Genomic DNA, 22595 nt, shown 5'->3' with positions numbered 1-22595 from the left:
TTGCAGATGATTGTGCGCATACTGCTGCTGTTTATCGCTCTGTTCACCTTTGGTGCGCAGGCGCAGGCTATCAAGGAAAGCTATGCCTTTGCCGTGCTGGGCGAACCCCGGTACGCGTTTAATTTCAACCATTTTGATTATGTGAACCCCGCCGCGCCAAAAGGTGGGCAGATAACGTTGTCAGCCCTCGGTACCTTCGATAATTTCAACCGCTATGCACTGCGCGGCAACCCGGGCGCACGCACCGAGCAGCTGTACGACACGCTATTTACGACTTCCGATGACGAACCAGGCAGTTATTACCCGCTGATTGCTGAAAGCGCACGCTATGCTGACGATTATTCCTGGGTGGAGGTCGCTATTAATCCGCGCGCCCGTTTTCATGATGGTTCGCCCATTACTGCCCGCGATGTAGAGTTTACTTTTCAAAAATTTATGACCGAAGGCGTGCCGCAATTTCGTCTGGTCTACAAAGGCACCACCGTCAAAGCCATTGCGCCGTTAACCGTGCGCATTGAGTTAGCTAAACCCGGCAAAGAAGATATGTTGAGTCTGTTTTCGCTGCCGGTATTTCCAGAAAAGTACTGGAAGGATCACAAACTTAGCGATCCGCTCGCCACGCCTCCGCTTGCCAGTGGTCCGTACCGAATTACGTCCTGGAAAATGGGGCAAAATATTGTCTATTCCCGCGTGAAAGATTACTGGGCAGCAAACTTACCGGTAAACCGTGGACGCTGGAATTTCGACACCATTCGCTACGATTATTACCTCGATGATAATGTCGCCTTTGAAGCGTTTAAAGCAGGTGCCTTTGATTTGCGTATGGAAAACGACGCTAAAAACTGGGCCACGCGTTATACCGGTAAAAATTTCGATAAAAAATACATCATCAAAGATGAGCAAAAGAACGAATCAGCCCAGGATACGCGCTGGCTGGCGTTTAATATCCAACGTCCGGTATTCAGCGATCGCCGGGTCCGGGAAGCAATCACCCTCGCCTTTGACTTTGAATGGATGAACAAGGCGTTGTTTTACAATGCCTGGAGTCGCACGAACAGTTATTTTCAGAATACCGAATACGCGGCCAGAAATTACCCCGACGCCGCGGAGCTGGTGCTTCTGGCACCAATGAAAAAAGATCTACCGTCAGAAGTCTTCACACAAATCTACCAGCCGCCGGTATCTAAAGGCGATGGCTACGATCGTGACAACCTGTTAAAAGCCGACAAACTTCTCAACGAAGCGGGCTGGGTGCTGAAGGGTCAGCAACGCGTTAATGCCACAACGGGTCAGCCACTCAGCTTTGAATTATTGCTTCCCGCAAGCAGCAATAGTCAGTGGGTATTGCCGTTCCAGCACAGCCTGCAACGGCTGGGTATCAACATGGACATTCGCAAGGTGGATAACTCGCAAATCACCAACCGCATGCGCAGTCGCGACTATGACATGATGCCGCGCGTATGGCGGGCGATGCCGTGGCCCAGTTCCGATTTACAGATTTCCTGGTCATCGGAATATATCAATTCCACTTATAATGCCCCCGGCGTGCAAAGTCCGGTTATCGACTCGCTGATCAATCAAATTATTGCCGCGCAGGGAAATAAAGAAAAATTACTGCCGTTAGGGCGAGCACTGGATCGCGTATTAACGTGGAATTATTACATGCTGCCAATGTGGTACATGGCGGAAGACCGTCTCGCCTGGTGGGATAAATTCTCCCAACCCGCTGTACGCCCTGTTTACAGCCTGGGTATCGATACCTGGTGGTATGACGTTAATAAAGCGGCCAAACTGCCGTCAGCCAGACAACAGGGAGAGTAGATGGGCGCTTATCTGATTCGCCGTCTGTTGCTGGTGATCCCAACGTTATGGGCGATTATCACTATCAACTTTTTCATCGTGCAAATTGCGCCTGGCGGTCCGGTCGACCAGGCCATCGCCGCCATTGAGTTTGGTAATGCCGGAGTATTACCCGGCGCAGGCGGTGAAGGTATTCGCGCCAGCCATGCGCAAACGGGCGTCGGCAATATCAGCGACAGTAATTACCGTGGCGGACGCGGATTAGATCCAGAAGTGATCGCCGAGATCACTCATCGCTACGGTTTCGATAAGCCGATCCACGAACGTTACTTCAAAATGCTCTGGGACTACATCCGCTTTGATTTTGGTGATAGCCTTTTTCGCAGCGCCTCGGTGCTGACGCTGATTAAAGACAGTCTGCCGGTTTCCATCACCCTCGGATTGTGGAGCACGCTGATTATCTATCTGGTGTCGATTCCGTTAGGCATTCGCAAAGCTGTTTATAATGGGAGCCGCTTTGACGTCTGGAGTAGCGCATTTATCATCATCGGCTACGCCATTCCGGCCTTTTTGTTTGCCATCCTGCTGATTGTCTTCTTCGCGGGCGGCAGCTATTTCGACCTGTTCCCTCTACGCGGCCTGGTTTCCGCTAACTTTGATTCGCTGCCGTGGTATCAGAAAATCACCGATTATCTGTGGCATATCACGCTGCCGGTGCTGGCGACAGTGATTGGTGGCTTTGCGGCGCTGACCATGCTGACCAAAAACTCATTCCTTGATGAAGTGCGCAAGCAATACGTGGTGACCGCGCGTGCGAAAGGGGTAAGTGAAAAAAATATTCTCTGGAAACATGTGTTCCGCAACGCCATGCTGCTGGTGATTGCCGGTTTTCCGGCGACGTTTATCAGCATGTTTTTTACCGGCTCGCTGCTGATTGAAGTGATGTTTTCACTCAATGGCCTTGGCTTACTGGGCTACGAAGCGACCGTCTCGCGCGATTATCCTGTAATGTTTGGTACCTTGTATATTTTCACCCTGATTGGCCTGCTGCTGAATATTGTCAGTGATATCAGCTATACGCTGGTCGATCCGCGTATAGATTTTGAGGGACGTTAATGTCGCGACTCAGCCCCGTCAATCAGGCCCGTTGGGCGCGTTTTCGCCATAACCGTCGCGGCTACTGGTCGTTATGGATTTTCCTCGTTTTGTTTGGTTTGAGTTTGTGTTCTGAACTTATCGCCAACGATAAACCGTTGCTGGTACGTTATGACGGCAGTTGGTATTTCCCGTTGTTGAAAAACTACAGCGAAAGCGATTTTGGCGGCCCGCTGGCAAGTCAGGCTGATTATCAGGACCCGTGGCTGAAACAACGGCTGGAAAATAACGGCTGGGTACTGTGGGCACCGATTCGCTTTGGTGCTACCAGTATCAACTTTGCTACCGATAAGCCCTTCCCTTCTCCCCCCTCCCGGCAAAACTGGCTGGGAACGGATGCCAACGGCGGCGATGTGCTGGCACGCATTCTCTATGGCACGCGGATCTCGGTTCTGTTTGGCCTGATGCTGACTCTCTGTTCCAGCGTGATGGGCGTGCTGGCGGGGGCGCTACAAGGCTATTACGGCGGTAAAGTCGATCTCTGGGGACAACGCTTTATTGAAGTATGGTCGGGGATGCCGACGCTGTTTTTGATTATTTTACTTTCCAGCGTCGTACAGCCTAACTTCTGGTGGCTGCTGGCAATTACTGTCTTGTTTGGCTGGATGAGTCTGGTCGGCGTGGTGCGGGCGGAGTTTTTACGTACTCGTAATTTCGACTACATTCGTGCGGCACAGGCGCTTGGCGTCAGCGATCGCAGTATCATCCTGCGTCATATGTTGCCTAATGCCATGGTCGCGACCCTCACCTTTTTACCGTTTATTTTATGTAGTTCGATAACCACCCTGACCTCGCTCGATTTCCTCGGCTTCGGTCTACCGCTCGGTTCACCGTCACTCGGTGAACTGCTGTTACAAGGGAAAAATAACCTTCAGGCCCCGTGGCTTGGGATCACCGCCTTCTTGTCGGTGGCGATATTATTGTCTTTGCTGATCTTTATTGGTGAAGCCGTCCGCGACGCATTTGATCCTAATAAGGCGGTGTAGCATGACGCAAACTCTGTTAGCGATTGAAAATTTGTCGGTGGGTTTTCGCCATCAGCAAACCGTACGTACAGTAGTCAATGATGTTTCACTACAGATTGAGGCTGGCGAAACGCTGGCGCTGGTGGGTGAGTCAGGTTCAGGCAAAAGCGTTACCGCGCTGTCAATTTTACGCCTGCTCCCTTCCCCGCCGGTTGAATATCTCTCCGGCGATATTCGTTTTCATGGCGAATCGCTGCTTCATGTCAGCGATCAAACGTTGCGCGGTGTACGCGGTAATAAGATCGCCATGATTTTTCAGGAACCGATGGTGTCGTTAAATCCATTGCATACCCTGGAAAAACAGCTTTATGAAGTGCTTTCACTCCACCGCGGGATGCGTCGGGAAGCGGCTCGTGGCGAAATTCTTAACTGCCTTGATCGCGTTGGTATCCGCCAGGCGGCAAAACGGCTGACAGATTATCCGCATCAGCTCTCCGGCGGCGAACGCCAGCGGGTGATGATTGCGATGGAGCTGTTAACGCGACCGGAATTATTAATTGCCGATGAACCGACCACCGCACTGGACGTCTCTGTCCAGGCGCAGATTTTACAGCTGTTGCGCGAACTGCAAGGCGAGCTGAATATGGGCATGCTGTTTATTACTCATAACCTCAGCATTGTCAGAAAACTGGCCCACCGCGTGGCGGTAATGCAAAACGGTCGCTGTGTCGAGCAAAATTACGCCGCTACGCTATTTGCATCACCCACTCATCCTTACACACAAAAGCTACTCAACAGTGAACCGTCAGGCGATCCAGTGCCGTTGCCAGAACCTGCCTCAACGTTGCTGGATGTTGAACAGCTTCAGGTTGCCTTCCCCATTCGCAAAGGGATTTTGAAGCGCATTGTGGATCATAATGTGGTGGTGAAAAACATCAGTTTTACGCTACGAGCGGGTGAAACACTGGGTTTAGTGGGCGAGTCCGGTTCCGGGAAAAGTACGACGGGACTGGCGCTGCTGCGACTGATTAATTCTCAGGGCAGCATCATCTTTGACGGTCAGCCACTGCAAAATTTAAATCGCCGCCAGCTGTTACCTATTCGTCATCGCATTCAGGTGGTATTTCAGGATCCAAACTCCTCGCTCAACCCACGACTCAACGTTTTGCAGATTATTGAGGAAGGCTTACGGGTTCACCAGCCGACGCTTTCTGCCGCACAACGCGAACAACAAGTGATAGCCGTGATGCATGAAGTGGGATTAGATCCTGAAACACGCCACCGTTATCCGGCGGAGTTCTCTGGTGGTCAGCGACAACGTATTGCGATTGCCAGGGCATTAATTCTTAAGCCCTCGCTGATCATACTTGATGAACCGACATCATCACTCGACAAAACGGTACAGGCGCAAATATTGACGCTATTGAAATCATTGCAACAAAAGCATCAACTGGCCTATTTGTTTATCAGCCACGATTTGCACGTTGTCCGCGCGTTATGTCATCAGGTTATCGTACTGCGACAAGGGGAAGTAGTGGAACAAGGACCGTGCGCGCGCGTGTTTGCCACACCGCAGCAGGAGTATACGCGTCAGCTACTGGCGTTGAGCTGACGCTTAAAAAGGATTGTAGTTTGAAAAGGGTTCGGCAATTGCCACACCAAAATTTTTCAATCGGCATGTTGCAGCAAACTCGTCCTGGCGATTTACAAACAGGCACGGCTCACCTTCACACTCCAGCACCGAACATGGAACTTCGATGTCGCTTAACGCCTGGCTTAGTTTATACATCACCGACCATGCATTATCACCATCCGGGCTAAGCAATTTAAGCGCCACCAGGCTGTTGTCACCGCACGGTCCATTTTGCGGAATCGGTTCAACCTTCGAACCTGCGAAACCAGCAGACCAGCGATAGTTCTGCGGCAGTCGATGGACGATTGAGAGTTGTAATGAAGTCACTTATTTTCCCCGGAAGTACATTCACTTCACAATTTGTTTACATCAATTTTAACACATCATCAACAATCCGTCTTTATACAGATCGTAAAGATTGATGCCTCGCCTGCGTGGCCTCTATGGCTCTGATTTAAGTAATATCTGCGGGCGTGGTCACGTTTGCGGGGCTATATGTACCCGTTTCTGCGATCTAACTCAACCTTTTTAACTACAATGATGTGACTTTTTACATAAATTGATTTTACATAAAATAAACATATATCGGGGGGAATGATAGATTTGTGGTTGACATGCATCAACAAAGGAAGCCTTTTAGCTTCCTCGTTGTGCAATAGATCACCGTTTTTTCGGTCGACTGGCGTACAGACAGAAGAGAATGGAGCTGCTTGCGCAGAATGCAATTGACCAAATCATCGGCCATGCAGAGTTAAAGGTCGCAAGAGAAAGCAATGCGCCAACAATTGCCCCTATGCCAAAACGGAAGGTTCCTGCCAGCGAAGATGCCGTTCCCGCCATATGGGGAAACTCATCAAGAATGACCGCCATCGCATTGGATGACACCATCGACACGCAGCCCACAAACGCCGCAACGCCAACCACCAGCGACCAGAATCCCAGCCCCAGCAGCGCACTGATGACCATCCACGCTGCCATAATAAATTGTATCCACAACCCCGAGCGGAACATATTTAACGCGCCAATGCGGCGAACGAAGCGGCTGTTAAAAATGGTCATCACGAACAGGAAAACAATGTTTAGTGCAAAGTAATAACCAAAGTTTTCCGGCGCGACGTGGTTAATTTCAATGTAGACAAACGGTCCGGCGCTTAAGAACGAGAACATCCCGGCAAAGCTGAAACCACTGGCAAGCATATAACTCAGGACACGCTTATGACGGAACAGCGCCGCAAAGTTACCAATAGTGGTACGAATGTGAAAAGGCTGGCGACGCTCCGGTGGTAAGGTTTCTTTAATCAGGAAGAAAATCATTGCCGAAGCCAGAATCGCCGCTAATGCCAGGATCCAGAAGATGTAATGCCAGCTCAGCCACACCAGCACCCAACCGCCGACAATCGGTGCCATCAGCGGTGCAATAGTGGTCACCAGCATGACAAACGACATCATCCGCGAGAACTCTTCTTTCGGGTAAATATCGCGCATCAGGGCGTTAATGACCACGCTGGCCGCAGCCGCAGCCAGCCCGTGGAAGAAACGCATCACAATCAGCTGATCGATGGTGTTTGCCAACGCACACGCCACCGCGGCGGCGGCAAACACCAGCGTACCGCCGAGCACCACCGGCTTACGCCCGAAGCTGTCTGCCATCGGCCCGTAGATTAACTGCCCCAACGCAAAGCCCAGAATATAAGTACTGAGGGTCATCTGCGTACTGCCCGCAGGTACGCCAAACTGCGCTGAAATTACCGGTAGCGCGGGCAGATACATATCAATCGACAGCGGCATCAACATGGCCAGCAGGCCAAGGATAAAAACAATAGCAAACGACGAATGCTGTCGGGTGGTCACAACGGGCTCCTGAAAGTCATGGAAAAGTTAGACGACGCTGGCAATTTCTTCTTCAGTTAACGGACGATATTCACCGGGGGCTAAATCAGCATCCAGCGTAATACCGCCAATACGTTCACGATGCAGCTCAACCACATGGTTACCCACAGCGGCGAACATGCGTTTCACCTGATGATAACGCCCTTCGCTGATGGTCAGACGAACCTGCGTTGGGGTAATCACTTCCAGCACCGCAGGCTTAGTGAGATCTTTTTCGTTATGCAGCTGCACGCCTTTAGCAAATTGCTCTGCCGTATCGTCAGCTACAGGTGATTCCAGTGTCACCAGATAGGTCTTCTCGCAATGATGGCGCGGAGAAGTAATGCGGTGCGACCACTGACCATCATCAGTCATCAGCACCAGACCGGTGGTATCGATATCCAGACGTCCTGCGGCGTGCAGTTTCCAGGCTACCGGTTCATCCAGAAAATAGAGCACCGTTGGGTGATCAGGGTCGTCCGTGGAGCAAACATAGCCCTGAGGCTTATTGAGCATGAAGTAACGTGGACCATGTTGCTGCGCCAGCGGGTTGCCATCGTAAGCGACATCATGTTCAGGAAGCAGTTTGAACGCTGCATTACGAACAATTTCGCCATCGACGGTGACACGATTGCCGCGGATTTCACGCCCGGCAATAGCACGGCTAACGCCGAGTTGCTGTGCGATAAATTTATCAAGTCGCATGTGTGTGATTTTGCCTGTAAAAACGGAGGTCGGGCATTGACCCGAAAATCTGAACTGTTGTCTGCCCAGTATAGCGGTCTAATAACATCCCTCAAGGGAAAAAGATCCATGGCATACTATTAGCAGAATAATCTACCTACGCGAGACCATGATTTTTACACTCCGCCCATATCAGCAAGAAGCCGTGGATGCCACGCTCAACCATTTTCGTCGTCATAAAACCCCTGCCGTTATCGTGCTGCCCACCGGCGCAGGTAAAAGCCTGGTGATTGCCGAACTGGCACGGCTGGCGCGTGGTCGTGTTCTGGTGCTGGCACACGTCAAAGAACTGGTGGCGCAAAACCATGCAAAGTATCAGGCGCTGGGGCTGGAAGCCGATATTTTTGCCGCTGGGTTAAAGCGCAAAGAGAGCCACGGTAAAGTGGTATTTGGCAGCGTGCAGTCGGTCGCTCGTAATCTTGATGCCTTTCAGGGTGAATTTTCGCTGTTGATTGTCGATGAATGCCACCGTATTGGTGACGATGAAGAGAGCCAGTATCAGCAAATCCTCACTCACCTGACTAAAGTGAATCCCCACTTACGCCTGCTGGGGCTGACTGCCACGCCTTTTCGATTGGGCAAAGGCTGGATCTACCAGTTCCATTATCACGGCATGGTACGCGGCGATGAGAAAGCCCTTTTCCGTGACTGCATTTATGAGCTGCCGCTGCGTTATATGATTAAACACGGCTATCTGACGCCGCCAGAACGACTGGATATGCCAGTAGTGCAATACGATTTCAGCCGCTTGCAGGCACAGAGTAACGGGCTGTTCAGCGAAGCTGATCTCAACCGTGAGCTGAAAAAACAGCAACGCATTACGCCACATATCATCAGCCAGATCATGGAGTTCGCCGAAAAGCGCAAAGGGGTAATGATTTTCGCCGCCACCGTTGAACACGCAAAAGAGATTGTGGGATTACTGCCTGCCGAAGATGCTGCACTGATTACTGGCGACACCCCCGGCGCTGAGCGCGATGTGTTAATTGAAGATTTTAAAGCCCAGCGTTTTCGCTATCTGGTCAACGTCGCAGTACTGACCACCGGATTTGACGCCCCGCACGTCGATCTTATCGCCATTCTGCGCCCTACCGAATCAGTGAGTCTTTACCAACAAATTGTCGGGCGCGGTCTGCGTCTCGCTCCGGGCAAGACTGATTGTTTAATTCTTGATTATGCGGGTAATCCTCACGATCTCTACGCGCCGGAAGTTGGTACACCGAAAGGCAAAAGTGACAACGTTCCGGTACAGGTTTTCTGCCCTGCCTGCGGTTTTGCCAACACCTTTTGGGGGAAAACGACCGCCGACGGGACATTGATTGAACACTTTGGTCGCCGCTGTCAGGGATGGTTTGAAGATGACGACGGTCATCGCGAACAGTGTGACTTCCGTTTCCGTTTTAAAAATTGCCCGCAATGTAACGCAGAAAATGATATTGCCGCTCGCCGCTGCCGCGAATGTGACACGGTACTGGTTGATCCGGATGATATGTTAAAAGCGGCGCTACGACTGAAAGATGCGCTGGTATTACGCTGTAGCGGCATGTCTTTGCAGCATGAGCACGACGAGAAAGGCGAATGGTTGAAAATCACCTATTACGATGAAGACGGCGCGGATGTGAGTGAGCGTTTCCGTCTGCAAACGCCCGCCCAGCGAACTGCCTTCGAGCAGCTTTTTATCCGCCCGCATACGCGCACACCGGGCATCCCTCTGCGCTGGATCACCGCCGCCGATATCCTCGCCCAGCAAGCCTTATTGCGACACCCGGATTTTGTCGTTGCCCGCATGAAAGGTCAGTACTGGCAAGTGCGTGAAAAAGTGTTCGATTACGAAGGTCGTTTTCGTCGGGCGCACGAATTACGCGGTTAATGGTAGTTTTGATTGATGTATAAAGCGATTGAGTATAGAATCTCGCCCGCTTTTGCATACGCAAAGCAGATCACTTACCTGTTGCTGGGTCGCCTGTAGCAGGATTAATTTAAGAGAGAAAGAAATGTTTACTATCAACGCAGAAGTACGTAAAGAGCAGGGTAAGGGTGCGAGCCGCCGCCTGCGTGCCGCTAACAAGTTCCCGGCAATCATCTACGGTGGCAAAGAAGCGCCGCTGGCTATCGAGCTGGATCACGACAAAGTCATGAACATGCAAGCTAAAGCTGAATTCTACAGCGAAGTTCTGACCATCGTTGTTGACGGTAAAGAAATCAAAGTTAAAGCTCAGGACGTACAGCGTCACCCGTACAAACCGAAGCTGCAGCACATCGACTTCGTTCGCGCTTAATTGCTGAATAAGTTGTAAAAAACCCCGCTCCGGCGGGGTTTTTTGTATCTGCAGATTATGCCTGATTACGGTATTGCTATTTTTTGCAGGCCAGATAAGGCGTTCACGCCGCATCTGGCATTCAGAACACAAAACCGATTAATTGCCGCCAGACGTCCGGCGCTGCAATTGGTCACGCAAATTCGGCGGCGTGCCTTTAATGGTCAGGGTATCGGTTGCCGGATCCCAGAAGATGCGTTCACCTAACAGCATCGCATCAAAGTTAATAGTCAAGCCACCGCCGCTACCGGCAAACTTCGTCAACTGACGCAGTGTGCTACGGTCTGCCGGGAAGCTCTCTTCCAGTTCGTAGCCTTTTTCAGCCGCAAACTCCGTGAAACTCACTTCGCTGACGCCTGCCAGCTCTTTCGACAGCGACTCCAGTTCGATCTCTTCGCCTGCCTGCAGCTGCTCATTACAGTAGCTATAAACCTGCTGGCGCACGTTCTGTCGCTCTGCTTTATCCAGTTGTGCTTCGGCAGTGAAATCATCAACCGCTTGCAACAGCCCACGGTTTTGCGCTTTCGCGTTTAACCCTTCGCTGGCCCCGAGGAAATCCATAAAGAAATCCGCCACTTTGCGCCCTACTCGCCCTTTCAGGAAAGTGAGATAGCGGGTGGACTCTGGATTGGTTTCCCATTCGGTTAAATCGATACGCGCAACAATATCCGCATGATTGATATCAAGATAATGGGTTGGATTGATGTCGAGATTTTCGTTAACGCGCATACTGCTCAGGTTGCTCAGAACTGCCACCAGCAGATACTCCACCGCCAGATAACGGTAGTGGCAAAACAGCACGAATCCACCGTCAGCAAAAGGATATTTCGCTAATTCGTCACGCAGGCGCCCGGTTGCCGCGCGGCTAAATGCCAGAAAGTCCTCTTCGCCCTGACGCTGTAAGCGCAGCGTCTGCGCCAGTTCACTCTCTTCGCTAAACAAGCCGTAAGCTTTATTTTTGGCGCTATAGACCCGATGCAGTTCTGCCACCATCTCAACGACGGTTTCTGTCGGTTCCAGCAATGAATCGCGCAACACCAGCTCAAGGTTCTGCTCATCACGCTTGATAAGCTGGTGCAGAGCAATCTGGTTGATATCCAGACTCATGATAAACTCTCCTTTAAGACCGGGCGGTATTCAACCACCGCCGGTTAAGCGACGCAATAAAAGATGGCGGTCATTTTACAGAAGGCAGCGTAACGAGAATGATTTAACGCATAAAAAAGCAGAAAAAAAACCGTTGCTACGGTAATATGTTGCCCTTTCATCAACTAACTGATTTCGATTTATGCCACAAATTTCCCGCTACAGTGATGAACAGGTTGAACAATTGCTCGCAGAGCTGCTCAACGTACTGGAAAAACATAAGGCTCCGACCGACCTTTCCCTGATGGTGTTAGGCAACATGGTCACTAACCTTATCAATACCAGCATTGCCCCGGCCCAACGCCAGGCAATTGCCAACTCTTTTGCCCGCGCCTTACAGTCCTCTATCAACGAAGACAAAGCGCACTAAGGGAAACAGATAACAGGTTATGGTAACTCATCGTCAGCGCTACCGTGAAAAAGTCTCCCAGATGGTCAGTTGGGGGCACTGGTTTGCACTGTTCAATATTCTGCTTTCGCTCGTCATTGGCAGCCGTTACCTGTTTATCGCCGACTGGCCGACAACGCTTGCTGGTCGCATTTATTCCTACGTAAGCATTATCGGCCATTTCAGCTTCCTGGTGTTCGCCACCTACTTGCTGATCCTCTTCCCGCTGACCTTTATCGTCGGCTCCCAGAGGCTGATGAGGTTTTTGTCCGTCATTCTGGCAACGGCGGGAATGACGCTATTACTGATCGATAGCGAAGTCTTTACTCGTTTCCATCTCCATCTTAATCCCATCGTCTGGCAACTGGTTATCAACCCAGACGAAAATGAGATGGCGCGCGACTGGCAGCTGATGTTCATCAGCGTGCCGGTTATTTTATTGCTTGAACTGGTGTTTGCGACGTGGAGCTGGCAAAAGCTGCGCAGCCTGACGCGTCGTCGGCGCTTCGCGCGCCCGCTGGCCGCATTCTTATTTATCGCCTTTATCGCCTCGCATGTGGTGTATATCTGGGCCGATGCCAACTTCTATCGCCCGATCACCATGCAGCGCGCTAACCTGCCGCTTTCGTACCCGATGACAGCGCGACGTTTTCTTGAGAAGCATGGTCTGCTTGATGCGCAGGAGTATCAACGCCGTCTTATTGATCAAGGTAATCCAGACGCCGTTTCCGTTCAGTATCCGTTAAGCGAACTGCGCTATCGCGATATGGGCACCGGGCAGAATGTGCTGTTGATTACTGTCGATGGCCTGAACTACTCACGCTTCGAGAAGCAGATGCCTGCGCTGGCAGGTTTTGCTGAGCAAAATATTTCGTTCACGCGCCATATGAGCTCCGGCAACACTACAGACAACGGCATCTTTGGCCTGTTCTATGGCATCTCGCCGAGCTATATGGACGGCATTCTGTCGACCCGTACTCCTGCGGCGTTAATTACTGCGCTTAATCAGCAAGGCTATCAGCTGGGATTATTCTCATCAGATGGCTTTACCAGTCCGCTGTATCGCCAGGCATTGTTGTCAGATTTCTCGATGCCGAGCGTACGCACCCAATCCGACGAGCAGACCGCCACGCAGTGGATCAACTGGCTGGGCCGCTACGCACAAGAAGATAACCGCTGGTTCTCGTGGGTCTCTTTCAATGGCACTAACATTGACGACAGCAATCAGCAGGCATTTGCACGGAAATATAGCCGGGCGGCAGGCAATGTCGATGACCAGATCAACCGCGTGCTCAATGCACTGCGTGATTCTGGCAAACTGGACAATACGGTGGTGATTATCACTGCCGGTCGGGGTATTCCGCTGAGCGAAGACGAAGAAACCTTTGACTGGTCCCACGGTCATCTGCAGGTGCCATTAGTGATTCACTGGCCAGGCACGCCGGCGCAGCGTATTAATGCTCTGACTGATCATACCGATCTGATGACGACGCTGATGCAACGCCTGCTACATGTCAGCACACCTGCCAGCGAATATTCGCAAGGTCAGGATTTGTTCAACCCTCAACGCCGTCATTACTGGGTTACTGCAGCGGATAACGATACGCTGGCAATTACCACCCCGAAAAAGACGCTGGTGCTGAACAATAACGGTAAATACCGCACTTACAACTTACGTGGTGAAAGAGTGAAAGATGAAAAACCACAGTTAAGTTTGTTATTGCAAGTGCTGACAGACGAGAAGCGTTTTATCGCTAACTGATTAATTATAAATCAGTTAGCAAAATATCTTACTTGCAATCGGTGTGGAAAACGGTAGTATTAGCAGCCACGAGTCGGCACGTAGCGCAGCCTGGTAGCGCACCGTCATGGGGTGTCGGGGGTCGGAGGTTCAAATCCTCTCGTGCCGACCAAAAATCCCAAGAAAAAACCAACCTTTACGGTTGGTTTTTTTTATATCTGCAATTAATTCGATAAACAGACCGTGACACATCACAGCCTGTTTATTTTTTGTTATCAGAACGTCCAGACCACACCCGCCTGAGTATTCCACGGCGATTCTACCCCTGCGCCATTGCCATAGCTGACTGACAAATGACCGCTTAACGTCGGGGTAAACGATGACCTTATCCCAGCCTGATAAACGCCACGGGTTCCAGCCACATCATTATTAAATTTGCCATCGTCATTAACTTTCACCTGGTTAGAATCGGCGTATTCCTGACGCACGGCGGCTTTCAGTCAGGGTTCCAGCGTCGTACCGTTTTGCAGGTCCATGTGATAGCTTACCGCCGTTCCCGCTTCAGCGCGTAATATCCGGGTATTTCCCACATCCGCGCGCATGCCGTTTGATAACGTGTAGTCCTGACCATCTGTGGTAAAGCCGGTAAAGGCCAGATAGGGTCTAACACTCCACAATCCGTCAACCCAACGGAACCCGCTCTCGACATGAGCACCCGCGCCGTTACTATTGTAATCGCCAAACGCTGTTGCCCCATTACTCATCTTGCAATGGATGGTGTTGGCAAAACGGTCAACTTTCACCACTCCATCAACATAGGCACCGTTCTGATGCTCCCAACCGGCATAAGCCCCCAGGGTATAGCTATCGACATTGCCTTTGCCGCCGCGATCAAAACCAATATCAGAATGAGAGTAACCAAAGAACAAGCCGCGAATTGTGCTGGTTTCTTCACGGGAGAAACGGCTATCGATACCGAGCGTCAGCCCGGTCAATGTTTGCTCAAAGCCAGCGCCCGCACCAGTGGTCACGTTGTTGCGGGTGTTAATTGCCGAACTCCACATCGCCGTATCGTAATTAACGCCTTTTACGCTACCAAGACGCTCACGCACGGTGTCCAGTTCTGCATCAAATACCAGCGGTTGTGCTGCCGCCATATTCAGCACATCAGTGGTTGAAGGGGTAATTTGCGCGCGATTCTCTGCCAAACTCCAGCTATGGTTGCCATTATCCAGCAAGGTATATTCATACGTACCGATATCAACAACGCCTCCGGCATTGCCCAACGTAAATGCAGCATCACCGCCGCCCGTTGTTACCAGTGTAAGGCTATCTCCTGCTGCCGGGCTGGCACCGGTGTCCGTCACGAATATTTTGAAATCACCTGTTGCCTGACCGGTGACGTTGAGCTGATCGCTCTGATGATTAGCCATATCGGTACGCATATAAAAATTGCCGTTTCCCGACAGGGTATTGGTGGTCAACGTAATGAAATTTTCCGCACTTGCCGTCACTGATGAACGAGTCACTGGCTCATCCATCATAATCACATTTGCGTCAGACATCGCAAGGTTGGCTAAGTTGAGGAGGGTGTTTTGGTTCGTCGTAGTGATATCGGCAATGATGGTCCATACGCTATTTTCGAGCGAAACGTCCGCTTTGCTGGTATCCACGGCACCATGCGTTCTAAAAGAAGCGCCCTCAGAAACCACTACCTTACCCACCAACATTGCGGGTGCATAATTTATTTGCGGCTTCATGACCTCAAGAATGCCATCATTCCCTCTGACTGAAACGTTAACCATTGTGCTAGCCCAGACGTTAGCGCGGCCATTGTTGATAACCATATTTTCAGAGATGGCTTTTGAGGAATACGTGATACTTCCATTCTGATCTGATCGACCGAGATCATATACCGCATTTGCCTGCACTTTCGTACCAGTATCCTTTCCCAGCGATTGCATAGTGGCATGCTCATCAAGGATAGTATCAATGGCCTGCGTGTCCTCCATAACAATGAGCCCGGAACCATCATCCAGTTCATAATTTTTTGACACACCATCTTTTATACTAAATTGGCCTTTACTGTTTGTACCACTCACTTCCAGCGCATTCGTTGAGACAATTAATTTTCCGCCTGCTTTTTTATCAACGCCAGTTACAGTCCCGCCATCCATAACCTCCAGTAAGCCGCCACTATCTACAGTAGTATTATAAGCGAAGTCATTTTCTTCAACTCGCAAACTTCCGCCGTTTTCCAACAGCATATTGTTAGCAATACCATTCTTGATTTCGAACTGACCGAGACGGTTTGTTCCGAATGCCTCCATGACCCGCGTGCTTGCTTTAATAGCACCGCCTGCTTTCTGATCTACCGCAATCGCTAATCCCCCCTCTTTAACCTCCAGTAATCCTCCCTTTTCGATAGCGGCAAGGACGGTAATCCCATCTTTTTCAACGATTAAGCGCCCGCCTTTAATCGTGGGATCATTCGCTGCGCCATAAACCTGTAGCACACCATTATTGAGGGTAGTCTGGTTTGCCGCGCCACCCATTTGAACAATTTGATAACCGTCATTTAATACTGAGTATTCTGCGGTACCATTCATTTCAATGTACTGATACCCTCCTTTAATTTCAGTATTACTACTTACACCAAATTCTTTTATATGCTGTTCTCCGCCAGGATTGATTTTCGTATTATTGGCGGTCCCATAAACCAGCTGGATATCTTTTTCCAGGACAACACCATCAACTGTCTCACCATACTCAACTGTTGATGCCAATGCTATGGGTGAATATAACGCTGTAGCCACCAGAACAGATATTGCGGAACGACAAAGAGAAACAGAACCAGATTGATGAATTGAGCTTTCATCCTATGAAATTAATTGCTGTTAAAAGCATTGGGTACGGAAAATACCCATAGCTCCATACCCGGAGTCAGTTTTTAAAAACTGTTTAAAGAAATGCACAAGTATTGTGATTGATTTTTTAGTTGTTTTTCTTGATGAGAAGCTGATGCAAAATTCCGTCTTTATAATGAAAATGATGCCAAAGCGAACGACAAGGTTGTAGTTTTCACTACATGTCCATACATAAAATGGGGTAACATTCACGCGCCTGGTAGCGTTACCAACGCTACGCTCAAACATAATGATTCTAATAAAACCTCAGGAGACTACTATGCCTGAAGCAACGCCTTTTCAGGTGATGATTGTGGATGATCATCCACTTATGCGACGCGGTGTTCGTCAGTTACTGGAGCTTGATCCTGGCTTTGAAGTGGTCGCCGAAGCGGGCGACGGCGCGAGCGCGATCGATCTGGCGAATAGACTGGATATCGACGTGATCTTGCTGGATCTCAATATGAAAGGTATGAGTGGCCTGGATACCCTCAATGCCTTGCGCAGGGATGGCGTTACCGCGCAAATTATTATCCTGACCGTATCAGATGCCTCCAGCGATGTCTTTGCACTGATAGACGCAGGCGCAGACGGTTATCTGTTGAAAGACAGCGACCCGGAAGTATTGCTGGAAGCAATTCGTGCTGGAGCGAAAGGCAGCAAAGTCTTTAGCGAACGCGTCAATCAGTACTTACGTGAACGTGAAATGTTTGGCGCGGAAGAAGATCCCTTCAGCGTGCTGACGGAGCGCGAGCTGGATGTTCTGCACGAGCTGGCACAGGGGCTGTCAAATAAACAGATTGCCTCGGTGTTGAATATTTCAGAGCAGACAGTAAAAGTACATATTCGCAATCTGCTGCGCAAACTCAATGTCCGCTCACGCGTGGCAGCCACCATTCTGTTCCTGCAACAACGCGGGGCACAATAAAAATAGCCCGATGGCATCACCATCGGGCCTCTTTTTATTTACTCTCCTGCGGCGACAAATGTTGCATCGCCTGCGCGATACTACGTTCAATCACCGCACGGCGAGTATCGTTGGCAGGTAAGAGTTTCAACATCATCTCCCACGCGGCAACGGCTTCGCCAAATCGCTGCTGCTCAAAGGCATTAAACGCATACATGCTTAACACACGGATATTGCTGTGGTCGCTTCTCACCAACTGGCGCAGCAGTTCGCCGCCGAGGCGGTTGTCGTTGGGATCAGATGAACGTGTCAACGCTTCAGCATAACCCAGTGCGGCATCGCTGTTTTTCGGATCGAGGCGATACGCAGTAGCGTATGCATCGGTGGCGATACTAGCGTTACCCAGCGCCATGCCAACGCGGCCCAACATAATCCAGCCTTCTATATCTCCCGGATTTTTTTGCAGTTGAGTACGCATCCCCAGCGCAAGACGCGACATCTCTTCTTCGTTGAGCGGATCGGCTTTCGGATCCAGCGCCCTGTCCAGCAACGCCGGAGCCTGTGCCGTGGCCTGCTGCCAGATTTTCACCTGTTGATAATTTCCGGTCTGGTAGTAGCTGACGCCAGCCACAATTAACGCCACCACAATGCCCGGCAAATAAGCGACATATCCGGCACGCTTACCTTCCGGCACGCTTTGTTCAGGAAACGCTTCCGGCACCACGCGTACCCGACGCCGCGAGCGGGCGTAAATGACCCAACCGCCAATGCCAATAGCCACTACTGGCAGCACCCACAGCAGCACGGTCAGCGGCGTTAACGGCGGATCGTAAGTGACGAAGTTGCCGTAACGCGCCACCATATAATCGACAATCTCTTTCTTACTTTTACCTTCCTGCATCAGTTCATACACTTTCTGGCGCAGGTCGGTGGCAATCATCGAGTTGGAATCGGCAATGCTGTTATTCTGGCATTTCGGGCAGCGCAGTTCTTCAGTGAGCTGACGGAACTGTTGTTCCTGTGCTTCATCTTTAAACTGCAACACGTCGATGGTCGCCAGCGCTGAGCCGGAGATCATCAACATCAGCACGCCCAATAAAAACCTCATTGTGCGGCCTCCTTACTGTATTTCTCCCACAGCGGCTTGATCTCTTCTTCCCAGACGCGAGGATTGAGATCGCCCGCATGGCGATAGCGAATGATGCCGTTGCCGTCAATAAGGAAGGTTTCTGGCGCGCCATAGACACCGAGATCCAGCCCTAACATGCCGTCGCCATCAAACAGGCTTAGCGCGTAAGGATTGCCCAGCTCTTTCAGCCAGCTGATTGCCTTCTGGCGATCGTCTTTATAGTTCATGCCGACCACTCGGATGCCCTGCGCAGAAAGCTGATTCAGATATTGATGTTCCGCACGGCAGGTCGGACACCAGGTCGCCCAGACGTTAAGCAGCACTGGTTTGCCCTGAGTCAGCACATCCGCCTGATAAAACTGCCCCGGATTGTCCAGTGATTCGAGACGAAACTTCGGCACAGGCTTGCCAATGAGCGCCGATTCCAGATTGGTCGGATCATCCCCTTCGGCATTACGCGCCAACTGCCACAGCAGCGCCGCGGCAATCGCCAGGAAGATAATCAACGGAATTAACAATACTTTGCGCTTCATACAGCCTCCGGCGCAGTTTTTTGCGGACTCACGCGCTTACGATAGCGAGGATCAAACAGACACAGCAGTCCGCCCAACGCCATCATCAGCCCGCCCGCCCAAATCCAGCGAACAAATGGTTTGTAGTAAAGACGCACAGCCCACGCGCCGTTTTCCAGCTCTTCACCGAGCGCGGCGTACAGGTCACGCGTGATGCCACCGTCAATCGCCGCTTCGGTCATCATCGACCCGGCAGTGTTGTAATAACGTTTTTCCGCATACAGCACTGTTTCCGGTTTACCCTCTCGCGTTACGCCGATAGTCGCCACACCGCCACGCCAGTTCGGGCCAGTCACCTCTTTGACATCACGGAAGGTGAAGCGATATTCATGAATATCGACGCTATCGCCGGACTTCATGCGCACATCACGCTCAACGCTATAGTTCTGACTAAAGGCAATGCCAACAATTGTCACTGCCAGCCCAAGGTGAGCCGCCACCATTCCCCAATAACTGAAGGTGGTTTTCGTGCCACGTGAAATACGCAGCGCAGCTTCCGCAATTGCCAGCACAGCAATCCAGCAGGCCATTGCCAGGCCGAGCACCGTCATCGCCACAACTTTGCTTTCGAACAGCCACGGCAGCAGCAGCGACAGCACCAGCGTTGAGATGAAGGCGATAATCAATAAATTGCGGATTTTACGTGGGCGATCGCGCCCCCAGCGCACCAGAGGACCGACACCAAGCAGCAGCGCAAACGGCACCATCAGCCAGGTAAACATGGTGTTGAAGAACGGTTCGCCAATCGAAATACTGCCCAGTCCCAGTTGCTTGTGCACCAGCGGCAGCAGCGTCCCCAGTAATACCACCAGCATCGCGGCGACCAGCAAAACGTTGTTCGCTAACAGCAGAGATTCCCGCGACCACAGCGCATTGTTTACGCGTGAGCGAACTTTGTGTCCACGCGCGGCAAACAGCAGCAGCGAACCACCAATCACCAGTACCATAAAGGCGAGGATAAACATACCGCGTGCCGGATCAGAGGCAAACGCGTGTACCGATACCAGCACGCCGGAACGCACCAGGAAAGTCCCTAGCAGACACAACGAGAAGGCACTGATTGCCAGCAGTAATGTCCACGCTTTGAAGCTGGCGCGTTGTTCAGTGACCGCCAGTGAGTGCATCAGCGCAGTCCCCACCAGCCACGGCATAAACGAGGCGTTTTCTACCGGATCCCAGAACCACCAGCCGCCCCAGCCGAGTTCGTAATAGGCCCATGCGGAACCGAGCACAATGCCGAGCGTCAAGAAGATCCACGCCGCCAGCGTCCACGGACGAGTAAAACGCGCATAAGTGCTGTCCAGACGCCCGCACAACAAAGAAGCAATGGCAAAAGCAAACGCCACCGAGAACCCCACGTACCCCATATAGAGCAGAGGCGGATGGAAGATCAGCCCCGGATCCTGTAACAGCGGGTTAAGATCGCGCCCTTCAATCGGGAAGTTCGGCAACGTGCGTGAGAACGGGTTAGAGGTAAAGAGAATGAACAGCAAAAAGCCGACGCTGACCATCCCCATTATCGCCAGTACGCGGGCCACAATATCCAGCGGAATACGCTGACTAAAAATCGCTACCGCAAAGGTCCAGCCGCTCATCAGCAGCACCCACAGCAGGAGCGAGCCTTCATGCGCGCCCCAGGTAGCCGCCACGCGATACCACACCGGAAGCTGGGTATTGGAGTTGCTGGCAACATAGGTGACGGTGAAGTCGTTGACCACGAAGGCATTGACCAGTACCAGAAATGCGCCAGCCACAGACATAAACAGCAGCCAGGCAAACAAGCGGGAAGACGCCATCATGCGCGCATCTCCGCGCGCTACGCCCCATAGCGGATACACGGACAGCAGCAGCGCAATTCCTAGCGCCAGACACAGCAGCCCGTTACCAATTTCCGGCATCATGATGCTGGGTCCTTATAAACACTCGCCGGGCGACGGTGATTGGCTTCCATCGCTTTCTCAACTTCTGGCGGCGTGTAGTTTTCGTCGTGTTTCGCCAGCACTTCTTTTGCGAGGATATGATTGCCTTTTTCCAGTTCGCCCTGCACCACAACGCCCTGCCCTTCACGGAACAGATCCGGCAAAATGCCTTCGTAAGAGACATCTACTGAACCTTCAGCGTCGTAAATGGTGAAAGTTACTTTTAGCGAATTGGGATCGCGCTGCACGCTACCCGGCATCACCATCCCGCCAACGCGCAGACGCTGACCGACTTCCGGCATTTGCTGAGTTTCACGCTTGCCGTAGAGAATTTCCCCCGGCGTATAAAAGAGATCGATATTCGAGCGCAGCGCATATAGCACCAGACCGATAGTCAGTGCCAACCCTGCCAGAACAGCACAGGCAATCCACAAGCGGTTTTTACGGCGAATATTCATGCAGCCTCCTGCTGTTGCGCAGCACGTAAACGCGCCTCACGCGCCCGCTGTTGCGCCACACCACGCAGAATTGCGCGATGCTGCATCACCGAGTGCACGACCAAAACCACCAGCGGAATAACGGTCATCACCACCGCCAGCCAGACAAAAAAGGCGTAACCGCCCATTGCGAAAAATTCATTCCAGGAAGCAAATGCAGGGGTCATTTACGGCCTCTTTTCAGTATCAGTTCACTCACCCACGGACGGCGTTTTTCCATCAGCAAAATCAAATTACGCATCCGCATCAGCGTCAGCGTGGCAGACAGGAGCAGGAAGCCAAAAATCGACCAGCGCAGCGGCGAACGCATCGCCGGATCGATACTTTGCTGCATCCGCGTTGATCCCTGATGCAGGGTGTTCCACCACTCCACGGAGTAATGAATAATCGGCAGATTCACCACGCCAATCAGCACCAGGATACCTGCCGCACGGCCCGCCAGACGGCGGTCGTCGAAGGCGTGCCACAGGGCAATCACACCCACATACAAAAAAAGCAGCACCAGTTCAGAAGTCAGACGTGCATCCCATACCCACCAGGTGCCCCACATCGGTTTTCCCCATGCAGAGCCGGTAACCAGGGCAATAAAGGTAAACACGGCACCAATGGGGGCCATCGCCGCCACCGCCAGGTTGGCCATTTTCATCTGCCAGACAAGGCCAATAAACGCTGCCACTGCCATTGATGCATAAATGCCCATCGACCAGATCGCCGCAGGCACATGCAGGTAGATAATGCGGTAGCTATTTCCCTGCTGATAATCAGCCGGAGCAAAGCCGAATCCCCAGATCCAGCCGACGGTAAGCACGACCACACTGGCAATTGCCAGCCACGGTATAAACCAGCCACAGATTTGATACAGCCGTGGTGGGATCGCCAGTTGATGCAGTGTTTTCCACATAGTTT

The 22595-nt window shown here is 51.5% G+C and carries 19 protein-coding genes, 1 tRNA gene and 1 pseudogene; 10 read left to right on the top strand and 11 right to left on the bottom strand.

The window, feature by feature from the left end:
* The first annotated feature begins 6 nt into the window (after nt 1-6).
* The 4 genes from HGD79_RS23830 to yejF are packed head-to-tail and all read left to right on the top strand — an operon-like array spanning nt 7 to nt 5532.
* Nucleotides 7-1821, top strand: a complete 1815-nt coding sequence (locus HGD79_RS23830) for an extracellular solute-binding protein (protein ID WP_001298777.1) — start codon at nt 7-9, stop codon at nt 1819-1821.
* On the top strand, nt 1822-2916 hold the full coding sequence (locus HGD79_RS23825) for a microcin C ABC transporter permease YejB (protein WP_000501583.1): 1095 nt from the start codon (nt 1822-1824) through the stop codon (nt 2914-2916). It abuts the gene before it with no gap.
* Complete coding sequence (locus tag HGD79_RS23820) at nt 2916-3941, top strand: ABC transporter permease (RefSeq protein ID WP_000088916.1); 1026 nt, start codon at nt 2916-2918, stop codon at nt 3939-3941. Before HGD79_RS23825 ends, HGD79_RS23820 begins: the two co-directional genes overlap by 1 nt.
* A 1-nt stretch (nt 3942) precedes the next feature.
* Entirely contained in the window at nt 3943-5532 is a 1590-nt protein-coding gene (yejF, locus tag HGD79_RS23815; protein WP_168848522.1) for a microcin C ABC transporter ATP-binding protein YejF, read from the top strand.
* Between the two features lie 3 nt (nt 5533-5535).
* Here the strand turns inward: yejF and HGD79_RS23810 are convergent, their stop codons facing one another.
* From HGD79_RS23810 to rsuA, 3 genes are all read right to left on the bottom strand, one after another.
* Nucleotides 5536-5880, bottom strand: a complete 345-nt coding sequence (locus tag HGD79_RS23810; RefSeq protein WP_000202798.1) for a YejG family protein — start codon at nt 5878-5880, stop codon at nt 5536-5538.
* A gap of 333 nt (nt 5881-6213) precedes the next feature.
* Complete coding sequence (gene bcr / locus HGD79_RS23805) at nt 6214-7404, bottom strand: multidrug efflux MFS transporter Bcr (RefSeq protein ID WP_000213360.1); 1191 nt, start codon at nt 7402-7404, stop codon at nt 6214-6216.
* 27 nt (nt 7405-7431) lie between these two features.
* Nucleotides 7432-8127, bottom strand: a complete 696-nt coding sequence (gene rsuA, locus HGD79_RS23800) for a 16S rRNA pseudouridine(516) synthase RsuA (RefSeq protein WP_001234850.1) — start codon at nt 8125-8127, stop codon at nt 7432-7434.
* A 148-nt stretch (nt 8128-8275) separates the two neighbouring features.
* On the opposite strand from rsuA, the gene HGD79_RS23795 reads away from it, so the two are divergent.
* Together HGD79_RS23795 and rplY are read left to right on the top strand one after the other, a co-directional pair.
* Complete coding sequence (locus HGD79_RS23795) at nt 8276-10036, top strand: DEAD/DEAH box helicase (RefSeq protein ID WP_000578076.1); 1761 nt, start codon at nt 8276-8278, stop codon at nt 10034-10036.
* 124 nt (nt 10037-10160) lie between these two features.
* A complete protein-coding gene (rplY, locus tag HGD79_RS23790) occupies nt 10161-10445 on the top strand; it encodes a 50S ribosomal protein L25 (RefSeq protein ID WP_000494183.1) in 285 nt (94 codons plus the stop codon).
* A gap of 138 nt (nt 10446-10583) precedes the next feature.
* Here the strand turns inward: rplY and yejK are convergent, their stop codons facing one another.
* Nucleotides 10584-11591, bottom strand: coding sequence for a nucleoid-associated protein YejK (gene yejK, locus HGD79_RS23785; protein ID WP_000050789.1), 1008 nt, complete (start codon nt 11589-11591; stop codon nt 10584-10586).
* Between the two features lie 181 nt (nt 11592-11772).
* Here yejK and HGD79_RS23780 point away from each other — a divergent pair, with 181 nt between their 5' ends.
* From HGD79_RS23780 to HGD79_RS23770, 3 genes are all read left to right on the top strand, one after another.
* A complete protein-coding gene (locus HGD79_RS23780; protein ID WP_001135667.1) occupies nt 11773-12000 on the top strand; it encodes a YejL family protein in 228 nt (75 codons plus the stop codon).
* A 19-nt stretch (nt 12001-12019) separates the two neighbouring features.
* Nucleotides 12020-13780: an LPS biosynthesis-modulating metalloenzyme YejM gene (gene yejM / locus HGD79_RS23775; RefSeq protein WP_168848521.1), complete on the top strand. Its 1761-nt coding sequence runs from the start codon at nt 12020-12022 to the stop codon at nt 13778-13780.
* A 74-nt stretch (nt 13781-13854) separates the two neighbouring features.
* Nucleotides 13855-13931: transfer RNA gene (locus HGD79_RS23770), tRNA-Pro, on the top strand.
* A gap of 103 nt (nt 13932-14034) precedes the next feature.
* Here the strand turns inward: HGD79_RS23770 and yejO are convergent.
* A pseudogene (gene yejO, locus HGD79_RS23765) lies at nt 14035-16626 on the bottom strand (autotransporter YejO).
* Between the two features lie 319 nt (nt 16627-16945).
* On the opposite strand from yejO, the gene narP reads away from it, so the two are divergent.
* Nucleotides 16946-17593 (top strand): nitrate/nitrite response regulator protein NarP, encoded by a 648-nt coding sequence (narP, locus tag HGD79_RS23760; RefSeq protein WP_001113637.1) that lies wholly within the window; start codon nt 16946-16948, stop codon nt 17591-17593.
* Between the two features lie 34 nt (nt 17594-17627).
* On the opposite strand, the gene ccmH is transcribed toward narP, so the two are convergent.
* The 6 genes from ccmH to ccmC are packed head-to-tail and all read right to left on the bottom strand — an operon-like array spanning nt 17628 to nt 22590.
* Nucleotides 17628-18680, bottom strand: coding sequence for a cytochrome c-type biogenesis thiol:disulfide oxidoreductase CcmH (gene ccmH, locus HGD79_RS23755; RefSeq protein ID WP_001211568.1), 1053 nt, complete (start codon nt 18678-18680; stop codon nt 17628-17630).
* Nucleotides 18677-19234 (bottom strand): thiol:disulfide interchange protein DsbE, encoded by a 558-nt coding sequence (gene dsbE / locus HGD79_RS23750; RefSeq protein ID WP_000824439.1) that lies wholly within the window; start codon nt 19232-19234, stop codon nt 18677-18679. The genes ccmH and dsbE overlap by 4 nt, the downstream gene beginning before the upstream one ends.
* The gene (ccmF, locus tag HGD79_RS23745; protein ID WP_016244867.1) at nt 19231-21174 is read right to left on the bottom strand and encodes a cytochrome c-type biogenesis heme lyase CcmF; all 1944 of its coding nucleotides are present in this window, start codon (nt 21172-21174) and stop codon (nt 19231-19233) included. Before ccmF ends, dsbE begins: the two co-directional genes overlap by 4 nt.
* Nucleotides 21171-21650 carry a cytochrome c maturation protein CcmE gene (gene ccmE / locus HGD79_RS23740; protein ID WP_001026418.1) on the bottom strand — a complete coding sequence of 160 codons (480 nt, stop codon included), beginning with the start codon at nt 21648-21650 and terminating at the stop codon, nt 21171-21173. The genes ccmF and ccmE overlap by 4 nt, the downstream gene beginning before the upstream one ends.
* Nucleotides 21647-21856, bottom strand: coding sequence for a heme exporter protein CcmD (gene ccmD / locus HGD79_RS23735; protein ID WP_000186540.1), 210 nt, complete (start codon nt 21854-21856; stop codon nt 21647-21649). The genes ccmE and ccmD overlap by 4 nt, the downstream gene beginning before the upstream one ends.
* Nucleotides 21853-22590, bottom strand: a complete 738-nt coding sequence (gene ccmC / locus HGD79_RS23730) for a heme exporter protein CcmC (protein ID WP_001295447.1) — start codon at nt 22588-22590, stop codon at nt 21853-21855. The genes ccmD and ccmC overlap by 4 nt, the downstream gene beginning before the upstream one ends.
* Between the last annotated feature and the right edge of the window lie 5 nt (nt 22591-22595).

It is taken from the genome of Escherichia sp. SCLE84, from assembly GCF_012584495.1.
GTDB lineage: Bacteria > Pseudomonadota > Gammaproteobacteria > Enterobacterales > Enterobacteriaceae > ECMA0423.
This window is presented reverse-complemented; position numbering and strand designations above follow the sequence as displayed.

Coding starts and splice junctions, on each gene's coding strand:
- HGD79_RS23830 (WP_001298777.1), top strand. CDS start 7: ATGATTGTGCGCATACTGCTGCTGTTTATCGCTCTGTTCACCTTTGGT.
- HGD79_RS23825 (WP_000501583.1), top strand. CDS start 1,822: ATGGGCGCTTATCTGATTCGCCGTCTGTTGCTGGTGATCCCAACGTTA.
- HGD79_RS23820 (WP_000088916.1), top strand. CDS start 2,916: ATGTCGCGACTCAGCCCCGTCAATCAGGCCCGTTGGGCGCGTTTTCGC.
- yejF (WP_168848522.1), top strand. CDS start 3,943: ATGACGCAAACTCTGTTAGCGATTGAAAATTTGTCGGTGGGTTTTCGC.
- rsuA (WP_001234850.1), bottom strand. CDS start 8,127: ATGCGACTTGATAAATTTATCGCACAGCAACTCGGCGTTAGCCGTGCT.
- HGD79_RS23795 (WP_000578076.1), top strand. CDS start 8,276: ATGATTTTTACACTCCGCCCATATCAGCAAGAAGCCGTGGATGCCACG.
- rplY (WP_000494183.1), top strand. CDS start 10,161: ATGTTTACTATCAACGCAGAAGTACGTAAAGAGCAGGGTAAGGGTGCG.
- yejK (WP_000050789.1), bottom strand. CDS start 11,591: ATGAGTCTGGATATCAACCAGATTGCTCTGCACCAGCTTATCAAGCGT.
- HGD79_RS23780 (WP_001135667.1), top strand. CDS start 11,773: ATGCCACAAATTTCCCGCTACAGTGATGAACAGGTTGAACAATTGCTC.
- yejM (WP_168848521.1), top strand. CDS start 12,020: ATGGTAACTCATCGTCAGCGCTACCGTGAAAAAGTCTCCCAGATGGTC.
- narP (WP_001113637.1), top strand. CDS start 16,946: ATGCCTGAAGCAACGCCTTTTCAGGTGATGATTGTGGATGATCATCCA.
- ccmH (WP_001211568.1), bottom strand. CDS start 18,680: ATGAGGTTTTTATTGGGCGTGCTGATGTTGATGATCTCCGGCTCAGCG.
- dsbE (WP_000824439.1), bottom strand. CDS start 19,234: ATGAAGCGCAAAGTATTGTTAATTCCGTTGATTATCTTCCTGGCGATT.
- ccmF (WP_016244867.1), bottom strand. CDS start 21,174: ATGATGCCGGAAATTGGTAACGGGCTGCTGTGTCTGGCGCTAGGAATT.
- ccmE (WP_001026418.1), bottom strand. CDS start 21,650: ATGAATATTCGCCGTAAAAACCGCTTGTGGATTGCCTGTGCTGTTCTG.
- ccmD (WP_000186540.1), bottom strand. CDS start 21,856: ATGACCCCTGCATTTGCTTCCTGGAATGAATTTTTCGCAATGGGCGGT.
- ccmC (WP_001295447.1), bottom strand. CDS start 22,590: ATGTGGAAAACACTGCATCAACTGGCGATCCCACCACGGCTGTATCAA.